General features: G+C 72.9%; 7 protein-coding genes. All 7 read left to right on the top strand.

The genetic code is table 11. The features are described 5' to 3' along the window. Window positions 1-80 precede the first annotated feature (80 nt). The 7 genes from BIU98_RS05685 (at window position 81) to BIU98_RS05715 (ending at window position 9,310) form a co-directional block, all read left to right on the top strand. Window positions 81-2,237: an ATP-dependent DNA helicase RecG gene (locus BIU98_RS05685; RefSeq protein WP_254787801.1), complete on the top strand. Its 2,157-nt coding sequence runs from the start codon at window positions 81-83 to the stop codon at window positions 2,235-2,237. Window positions 2,238-2,293: 56 nt separating this feature from the next. Continuing rightward, window positions 2,294-2,785, top strand: coding sequence for a pantetheine-phosphate adenylyltransferase (gene coaD / locus BIU98_RS05690; RefSeq protein WP_071273041.1), 492 nt, complete (start codon window positions 2,294-2,296; stop codon window positions 2,783-2,785). A gap of 157 nt (window positions 2,786-2,942) precedes the next feature. After that, window positions 2,943-3,506: a DUF177 domain-containing protein gene (locus BIU98_RS05695; RefSeq protein WP_368073037.1), complete on the top strand. Its 564-nt coding sequence runs from the start codon at window positions 2,943-2,945 to the stop codon at window positions 3,504-3,506. A gap of 46 nt (window positions 3,507-3,552) precedes the next feature. Continuing rightward, window positions 3,553-3,756, top strand: a complete 204-nt coding sequence (rpmF, locus tag BIU98_RS05700; RefSeq protein ID WP_071273047.1) for a 50S ribosomal protein L32 — start codon at window positions 3,553-3,555, stop codon at window positions 3,754-3,756. Window positions 3,757-3,770: 14 nt separating this feature from the next. Continuing rightward, a complete protein-coding gene (gene rnc, locus BIU98_RS05705) occupies window positions 3,771-4,583 on the top strand; it encodes a ribonuclease III (RefSeq protein WP_083393010.1) in 813 nt (270 codons plus the stop codon). Window positions 4,584-4,587: 4 nt separating this feature from the next. Beyond that, on the top strand, window positions 4,588-5,577 hold the full coding sequence (mutM, locus tag BIU98_RS05710; protein ID WP_071273050.1) for a bifunctional DNA-formamidopyrimidine glycosylase/DNA-(apurinic or apyrimidinic site) lyase: 990 nt from the start codon (window positions 4,588-4,590) through the stop codon (window positions 5,575-5,577). Window positions 5,578-5,608: 31 nt separating this feature from the next. Then, the gene (locus BIU98_RS05715) at window positions 5,609-9,310 is read left to right on the top strand and encodes a chromosome segregation SMC family protein (RefSeq protein ID WP_071273053.1); all 3,702 of its coding nucleotides are present in this window, start codon (window positions 5,609-5,611) and stop codon (window positions 9,308-9,310) included. Window positions 9,311-9,352 lie beyond the last annotated feature (42 nt).

Below are 9,352 nucleotides of genomic sequence, written 5' to 3' on the forward strand. Positions count from 1 at the left end.
ACGCGCCCGCGGGGTCGGCCTCCACGGGGTCGGACCTGCCCGCCGGCACCGCCTGGGCACCGGCGCCGCTCGACACCCGCCTGGCGAACGTGCTCGGCGGCCGCACCGCGAAGGCCGTCGAGAAGGCCTTCGGGTACCGCACGGTGGGTGACTTCCTCGAGCACGCGCCGCGTCGGTACGCCGAGCGTGGGGCCCTGACGGCGCTCGACTCGCTCGCGATCGGGGAGTCGGTGACCATCGTCGCCGAGGTCGTCGACGTCCGGGAGCGCACGATGCGCCAGCGCCGGGGGTCGATCCTCGAAGCCAAGATCGGCGACGGCAAGGGCCTGCTGACGCTGACGTTCTTCAACCAGGGGTGGCGGACCAAGGACCTCGTCGTCGGCGCGCGTGGCATCTTCGCGGGCAAGGTCGGCGACTACCGCGGCGCCCGGCAGCTGGCCCACCCGGACTACGAGCTCTTCGACGCCGACGACCCCCGCGCGACGGCGGACCCCGAGTCCGAGGAGGCGATCCGCTTCTCCCGTCAGCCCATCCCGATCTACCCGGCCACCGCGTCGCTGTCGTCGTGGCAGATCGCGAAGGCCATGGCGGTGGTGCTCGACACGCTGCCGGAGATCGCCGACCCGGTGCCCTCGTCGGTGCGCGCACGGCTCGACCTGGTGCCGTTCCGTCGTGCCCTCGAGCTGCTGCACCGCCCCGAGAAGGTCGCCGACTTCAAGCGCGCCCAGGACGCCCTCCGGTACCGCGAGGCCTTCGTGCTGCAGACCGCCCTGGTCCAGCGCCGCATCGCCGCCCGTGCGACCGCGTCGACCCCGCGCACGGCGTCCCCGAGCGGGATCCTCGAGCGCTTCGACGCCACGCTCCCGTTCACCCTGACGGACGACCAGCGCTCCGTGGGCGACGAGATCGCGCACGACCTGGCGGGGGACTGGCCGATGCACCGGCTCGTGCAGGGCGAGGTCGGCTCCGGCAAGACCCTCGTGGCGATCCGCGCGATGCTCACCGTCGCCGAGTCCGGCGGGCAGTCCGCGCTCATCGCCCCGACCGAGGTGCTCGCCGCCCAGCACCTCCGTTCGATCGTGAAGTTCCTCGGCGCCGACCTCGCCGCCGAGCTCCGCCCGGTGATCCTGACCGGGTCGCAGTCGACGGACGAGCGACGACGCTCACTGCTCGCCGCGGCCTCCGGTGGGTCGCGGCTGGTCGTGGGCACGCACGCGCTCCTCGGCGATCGCGTGGACTTCGCCGAGCTCGGCCTCGTCGTCGTCGACGAGCAGCACCGCTTCGGCGTCGAGCAGCGCGAGGCACTGCGGACGAAGGGGCAGGCCCCGCCGCACGTGCTCGTGCTCACCGCGACGCCGATCCCGCGCACCGTGGCGATGACCGTGTTCGGGGACCTCGACGTCTCCACCATCGCGGGCATGCCGTCCGGCCGTGCCGGCGTCGAGACCTTCACGGTCGGCCTGGCCGAGCACCCCGGGTGGGAGTCGCGCATCTGGACCCGGATGGCCGAGGAACTCGCCTCCGGACGCCAGGCCTTCGTCGTGTGCCCGGCCATCGACGACGCCCACGCCGAAGACGACGGCGAGCCCGACCCGGAGACGGACGAGGACGCCCCGAAACGCACCCCGGCGACGGTGCTGACCACCGCGGAGCGGATGCGCACGATGCCCGTGCTGCAGGGGCGGCGGATCGAGGTCCTGCACGGCCGGATGTCCGGCGACGAGAAGGACCGCGTGATGACCGCGTTCGCCGCCGGGGACGTGGACGTGCTCGTCGCGACCACGGTGATCGAGGTCGGTGTCGACGTGCCGAACGCCTCGATGATGGCGATCCTCGACGCCGACCGGTTCGGGGTGTCGCAGCTGCACCAGCTCCGCGGACGCATCGGCCGCGGCCAGTACCCGGGCGTGTGCCTGCTCGTCACCGCCGCCGAGGACGAGACGACCTCCCGCGAGCGCGTCGACGCCGTGGCGGCCACGGACGACGGCTTCGAGCTGGCCCGGGTCGACCTCGAGCTCCGGCGCGAGGGCGACGTGCTCGGCGAACGACAGTCCGGTGGGCGCTCGTCGCTCAACCTCCTGCGGGTCGTGCGGGACGCCGACGTGATCATCGACGCGCGGGAGGAAGCCGAGCGCCTGCTCGAGCGTGACCCCGACCTCAGCGACCAGCCCGAGCTGCGCGACGCCCTGGCCCGGCGGCTCGACGAGTCCGACGCCGCGTTCCTCGGCAAGAACTGACCCGGCACCGCACGCGCCGGGGCCCCCGGACGAGCACCGCCGGTATCGTCGGGGGCATGACGCAGATCGCGGTGGTCCCCGGCTCCTTCGACCCCGTGACCCTCGGGCACCTCGACGTGATCGGCCGCGCGGCGGGGCTCTTCGAGGAGGTCCACGTCCTCGTGGTCCACAACCCGGCGAAGTCGACGGCGATGTTCGACGCCGTCGACCGGGTCCGCCTCATCGAGGAGTCGCTCGCCGAGGTCGGCGCGCCGGGCAACATCCGGGTCGGGGAGTGGACCGCGGGGCTGCTCGTCGACTACTGCCGCCAGGTCGGGGCGACGGTCCTGGTCAAGGGCGTGCGCTCCGGCGAGGACGTCGCCTACGAGACCCCCATGGCGATCATGAACCGGCACCTGGCGGACGTGGAGACCGTGTTCCTGCTGCCGGAGGCATCGCGAGCACACGTCTCCAGCTCGCTCATCCGTCAGGTCGCCACGCTCGGCGGTGACGTGACGCCGTACGTCCCCACCGTGGTGGAGCGCGCGCTGCAGGACCGCCTGCGCTGATCCCGGCGGACGCCAGCAGCACGGCGCGCCCAGCACGCCGGACCCGCCACGAGCACGCCACGCCCCGACACGGCACGCCGCTCCTCGACGTGGGAGCGGTCCCGCGCTAGGATGGTCGATCGTGTCTTCCCCCGTGAACAGCCCCTACGCCCTGCGCGTGCGTGACCTCGCGCACCGACCGGGCGAGATGCGCGAGCACACGCTCGACCTCGTCGTTCCGGAGGACCTCGGAGCCGGCGTCGTCGCCGTCCGTCAGGGCGACGAGATGCACATCGAGCTCCGTCTCGAAGGCCTCCACGAGGGCGTGCTCGTCTCCGGGCACGCGTCCGCCGAAGCCACCGGACAGTGCTCGCGCTGCCTCATCGACATCTCCGAACCCGTCGAGGTCGATTTCGCCGAGCTGTTCGCGTATGATCCCTCGGAGGATTTCGACTTCCATGTTCACGAAGACCACGTGGATTGTGAACCGGTCGTTCGAGACGCAGTGGTGCTGTCACTGCCGTTCCAGCCGGTCTGCCGACCGGACTGCCCAGGCCTCGACCCGGTGACGGGCGAACGCCTGGCAGACCTCGGTGACCGTCCCGCTTCCGGGCCCACGGATCCCCGTTGGGCCGCGCTGGACGGGCTCCGGTTCGACGACAGCAGCACGACGCACAGCACCACCACCGCCCCCGATGCCACCGATGGCGCGGCGCGGACCGAAGCCGACACGGCTGAGTGACCGCACCCCCACCGACTGACCACCGACCAACCGAAAGAGAACCACCATGGCCGTTCCGAAGCGCAAGCAGTCACGTTCCAACACGCACGCCCGTCGTTCGCAGTGGAAGGCCGCACCGGTCCAGCTCGTGAAGACGATCGAGAACGGTCAGGTCACCTACAGCCTCCCGCACCGCGCGAAGGTCGTCGAGGACTCGGCCGGCACGCCCCTGTACATGGAGTACAAGGGCCGCAAGGTCGCCGACGTCTGATCCGGACTGAACGCATGACAGCGACGTCCGGCTCCGCGGGGTCCAACCCGGTGGGGTCGGACGTCGTTCGTCTGCGTGCACTCCTCGGGGTGGACGTCGACCTCGACCTGCTCGAGCTCGCCCTCACCCACCGCTCGTACGCGTACGAGCACGGCGGCATCCGACACAACGAGCGCCTCGAGTTCCTCGGCGACTCCATCCTCGGGCAGGCCGTCACCGTCAAGCTCTTCCGCGACTTCCCCGACCTCGACGAAGGCGACCTGGCCAAGCGCCGCGCCAGCCTGGTGTCGACGGTCGCGCTCGCGGAGATCGCCCGGCTGAACGGCCTCGGCGCCTGGCTCCGGCTCGGCAAGGGCGAGGAACAGACCGGCGGCCGCGACAAGTCCTCGATCCTCGCGGACACCGTCGAGGCCGTCATCGGCGCGACGTACCTCTCCGCCGGGCCGGACCCCGCGACCGAGCTCGTGCTGCGGCTCGTCGACCCGCTGCTCATCGACCCGGACCGCTTCGGTGCGGCGATGGACCCGAAGACCAGCCTGCAGGAGCTCGCGGCGTCCCTGACGCTCGGCAACCCGGCCTACCGGGTCACCGAAGAGGGACCCGACCACGACAAGACCTTCCACGCGACGGTCGTGCTGCAGGGCGAGGACATCGCCACCGGTTCCGGGTCGAGCAAGAAGACCGCCGAGATGTCCGCGGCACTGGAAGCCTGGACGCGGCTGTCCGGGCGCGGCGACGAGACGGCAGCGCCCGGTACCGTCGACCCAGCGGCGACCACCACGGCCAGCACGGCCAGCACGCGCCAGTCCAGCACCCGCGGAGCCTGACCAGGTGCCAGAGCTCCCCGAGGTCGAGGTCGTCCGCGCCGGCCTCGAACCCGCGGTCAGTGGTGCCCGTGTCCTCGCCGTGCAGGTCCTCGACGAGCGGGCACTCACCCGGCACGACGGCCCCGGCGAGGACTTCGCCCACCGGCTGACCGGCCGGACCATCGCCGCCGCGGTCCGGCGGGGCAAGTTCCTCTGGATGCCGCTCGAACCAGGACCGGCCCACGGAGCGACCACCAACGCGCGCCCCGAGGCCCTCGTCGCCCACCTCGGCATGAGCGGCCAGATCCTCCTCGGCCGCGGCGACCGCCCGGCCGCCAAGCACCGCCGGATCCTGCTCGACGTCCAGCCCGCCGGCACCGACCGCGCCGGCACGCCGGAACCCCCGGTCGAGCTCGAGTTCGTCGACCAGCGCACGTTCGGCTCGATGGCGATCGACACCATGGTCCCCACGATCGACGGCGCCCCGGCTGGGTTCGGCGGGCACGTCGACGACGAGCACCCGGACGCGTCCTGGCGGCGGAGCATCCCCAACCAGGTGTCGCACATCGCCCGTGACCCGCTCGACCCCGCGTTCGACGACGACCGCTTCATCGCGATGGCGCGCAAGCGGGCGAGCGGCATCAAGCGCGTCCTGCTCGACCAGGGCGTCGTGAGCGGCATCGGGAACATCTACGCCGACGAGTCGCTGTGGGGCGCGAAGCTCCACTACGACCGTCCCGCAGAGCGCCTGACCCGGGCCGACCTGCGCCTGCTCCTCGCCGAGGTCCGCGCGGTGCTCGGCCGTGCGCTCGAGGACGGCGGCACGAGCTTCGACGCCCAGTACGTCAACGTGAACGGGCAGTCCGGGTACTTCTCCCAGCGCCTCGCGGTCTACGGCCAGCAGGGCAAGCCGTGCCCCCGCTGCGGCACCCCGATCGTGCGCGAGGCCTTCATGAACCGGTCCAGCCACCGTTGCCCCGTGTGCCAACCGCGTCCGCGGGCCACCAGGCGTTAGCCTTCCGGCAACGAGGGAGCCCGGAGACCGCATGTACTTGAAGAGCCTGACCATCAAGGGGTTCAAGTCCTTCGCGCAGCCGACGACCTTCGCGTTCGAGCCCGGCGTCACGTGCATCGTCGGTCCGAACGGCTCCGGCAAGTCCAACGTCGTCGACGCCCTCGCCTGGGTGATGGGGGAGCAGGGGGCGAAGACCCTCCGCGGCGGCACGATGGAGGACGTCATCTTCGCCGGCACCTCGAGCCGGGGTCCGCTCGGTCGCGCACAGGTGCTGCTCACGATCGACAACACCGACGGCCTGCTGCCGATCGACTACACCGAGGTCACGATCTCCCGCACGCTGTTCCGCAACGGCGGCAGCGAGTACGCCATCAACGGCGAGAACTGCCGGCTCCTCGACGTCCAGGAGCTCCTGAGCGACACCGGCCTCGGCCGCGAGATGCACGTGATCGTCGGGCAGGGCCAGCTCGACAAGGTCCTGCGCGCCACCCCGGAGGACCGGCGCGGCTTCATCGAGGAGGCCGCCGGGATCCTGAAGCACCGCCGCCGCAAGGAGAAGACCCTCCGCAAGCTCACCGCGATGCAGACGAACCTGACGCGCCTGTCCGACCTGGCGGGGGAGATCCGCCGCCAGCTGAAGCCCCTGGGTCGTCAGGCCGAGGTCGCCCGCAAGGCCCAGTCCGTCGCCGCCGTCGCCCGCGACGCCAAGGCCCGCATCCTCGCGGACGACGTCGTGCGCCTGCGCCAAGAGCTGCACGAGCACCAGGAGGTCGAGGCCGGCCGGAAGTCCGAGCGCATCGTCCTGTCCGAACGCCTCGACCAGACCCGCACACGGCAGCAGCAGGTCGAGCAGAGCATGGTCGGCGACGACGTGGACCGCGCCCGCACGGTCGTGCACCGGCTCGAGAGCGTGCAGGAGCGGCTCCGCGGGCTGTCGAGCCTCGCGAACCAGCGGCTGATGCTCCTCGCGCAGCAGGCTGACGCACCGCAGCAGGGCCCGACGATCACGCCGGAGCAGGTCGACGGGGTCCGCGCCGAGGCCACCAGGCTCGACGCCCAGGCCGCCGCAATGGCCGGCGGGATGGTCGCGACCGCCGAGACCGTCCGTGCCGCCAGGGCCACGCTCGACGCCCTCGACGAGCGGATCGCCGCGCAGGCGGCCCTCGTCACGCAGCACGACCTGACCGCGCAGCGCCTCGCGAGCGCGGTCGACGTCGCCCGGGCGGAGCGCGGGTCCGCTGTGGCCGACCGCGAGCGCCGGGAACGCGCCCTCGCCGAGGCCGCCGAGCGCGCCAGCACCGCCGAGGCCGCGCTGGCCGAGGTCGGCACCGACCCCTCGGCCGACGCCGACCCGGACGCCCTGCAGGCCGCGCTCGACGCCGCCGGGACCCGCCTGGAACAGGCGCAGACCGACCGCGACGCCCTCCGCGACCGGCTGCACGGGCTCGAACGTGAGCGTGACGCCCTCGAGGCCCGCGTCGCCGCCCTCGCGATGTCGATCGACGTCCGCGACGGCTCCCAGGCCCTCATCGACGCCGGTCGTGCCGGCATCGTCGGCCGCCTGGCCGACCGCCTCAGCGTCACGCCCGGCTCCGAGGCAGCGATCGCGGCCGCCCTCGACGGCCTCGCCGACGCGGTCCTCGCCGAGGACCGATCCGCTGCGCTCGACGCCGTCACCCACGCCAGGGCCGAGGACATCGGCCGCATCGACGTCGTCGTCGCCGACGCCTCCGGCACGCCGTCCGCCGGCCCGGTCCCCGACGGCGTCCGTCCGGCCCTCGACCTGGTCACCGGCCCGCCGGCCCTCACCGCGATCCTCGCCGACACGCTGGTCGCGGTCTCCGACGACGTCGACCTGGAGGCCGTGCTCACCGCCGCCCCGCAGGCGACGGTCGTGACGCGGTCGGGTGACCTGCTCCGCGCGGTCCGCGTCACCGGAGGCGGCGCGCGCACCACGTCCCGCATCGAGCTCGCGGCCGAACGCGACGACGCGGTGGTCCGGCGTGACGCGGTCGCGACGGACGCCGAGGACGTGGCCACGAGCCTCCAGGCCGCACGCAGTGCCGTCGAGGACGCGCGCCGCCAGCTCGACGACGCCGACCGGGCGAGCCGTGCGCACGCCGCGGCGGTGGCCGAGTACGACCGCACCAGCGCGTCGGTCCGGGCACGCGCGGAGAACGCCGGGGCCGAGGTCGAGCGCCTGCGGGCCGCCCTGGCGGAGACCGACGGCGCGGTGGAGGCTGCGGAGCAGGTCCTCGCGGACGCCGAACGCGCGCAGCAGGAGCACGCCGCGCAGCCACGACCACGGGTCGACGCATCGGAGCGGCAGGGGCTGCTCGACGCGCTCGAGGCCGCCCGTGCCGCGGAGATCGAACAGCGCATCCAGGTCGAGACGGTGCGCGAACGGGCCCGGTCCGAGCGGACGCGCGCCGACCAGCTCGACCGGCAGCTCGCGTCCGAACGGGCCGCCGCAGCCGAGGCCGCACGGCTCGCCGTGATCCGACGCGGGCAGATGGCCACCGCCGAGCGCGTGCTCGCCGACCTGCCCGAGGTGCTCGGTGCCGTGGACCGCTCGCTGGCCGAGGCCCGGGTGCGCCTGGCGACCGAGGAAGCCGAGCGCGCGAAGCGGAACACCGAGCTGCAGACGATCCGCACCGAGGAACGCGAGCTCCGCGACCGGCTGCAGCGGATCACCGACGGGGTGCACTCGCTCGAGATGGAGATCTACGAGAAGAAGCTGCACGTGTCGGGCGTGGTGGACCGGGCGCTCAGCGAACTCGGCCTGGTGGAGTCCGTCCTGGTCACCGAGTACGGGCCGCACGTGCCGGTGCCCGTCGACGTGCTCATCGACCCCCGGGTGCTGGCGCGACGGCACCGGGACGCCGAGCGGGCGGCTGCGGCTGCGGCCGGCGCCCCTGATGACGCGGACAGCTCCGACGCGGACGCCGCCGACCTCCTGCCCGCCGAGTCCACGCTCCCCGGTGGTCCGGCGCTGCCCGAGTTCGACGCCTCGGACGAGATCGACCCCGCCGACGTCGAGACGGTGCCCTACGTCCGTGCGGAGCAGGAGCGCCGACTGGCCGCGGCCGAACGCGACCTCGGGCAGCTCGGGCGGGTCAACCCGCTCGCGCTCGAGGAGTTCCAGGCGCTCGAGCAGCGGCACGCCTTCCTGACCGACCAGCTCGAGGACCTGCAGAAGACCCGCACGGACCTGATGACGATCATCGAGGAGCTGGACGCGAAGATGCAGACGATCTTCGAGTCGGCGTTCAACGACACGAAGGACGCCTTCGACGTCGTGTTCCCGATCCTGTTCCCGGGCGGCTCGGGGTCGATCACGCTGACGGACCCCACGGACATGCTCGCGACGGGCATCGAGGTGCAGGTCAAGCCCGCCGGCAAGAAGATCGACCGGCTGACGCTGCTGTCCGGCGGCGAGCGGTCCCTGGCAGCGGTGGCGCTCCTCGTGGCGATCTTCACCGCCAGGCCGTCGCCGTTCTACATCATGGACGAGGTCGAGGCGGCGCTCGACGACGCGAACCTCGGGCGGTTGCTCACCGTGTTCGAGCGGCTCCGCGACACGTCGCAGCTCATCGTGATCACGCACCAGAAGCGCACGATGGAGATCGCCGACGCGCTGTACGGGGTGTCGATGCGCCAGGACGGTGTCTCCGCCGTGGTGGGGCAGCGCGTGCAGCGCCGCGAGGCCGAGCCGGCGGACGCGGTCGCGTAGCCGGCGGCCCGGCCGGCCGCAGACGGACGGGAGGCGCGGTGC

Source organism: Curtobacterium sp. MMLR14_010, from assembly GCF_001865015.1.
GTDB lineage: Bacteria > Actinomycetota > Actinomycetes > Actinomycetales > Microbacteriaceae > Curtobacterium.

Excerpts from the sequence above, each read along its gene's own strand:
- rnc (WP_083393010.1), top strand. The coding sequence starts at position 3,771 with ATGACAGCGACGTCCGGCTCCGCGGGGTCCAACCCGGTGGGGTCGGAC.
- coaD (WP_071273041.1), top strand. The coding sequence starts at position 2,294 with ATGACGCAGATCGCGGTGGTCCCCGGCTCCTTCGACCCCGTGACCCTC.
- rpmF (WP_071273047.1), top strand. The coding sequence starts at position 3,553 with ATGGCCGTTCCGAAGCGCAAGCAGTCACGTTCCAACACGCACGCCCGT.
- BIU98_RS05715 (WP_071273053.1), top strand. The coding sequence starts at position 5,609 with ATGTACTTGAAGAGCCTGACCATCAAGGGGTTCAAGTCCTTCGCGCAG.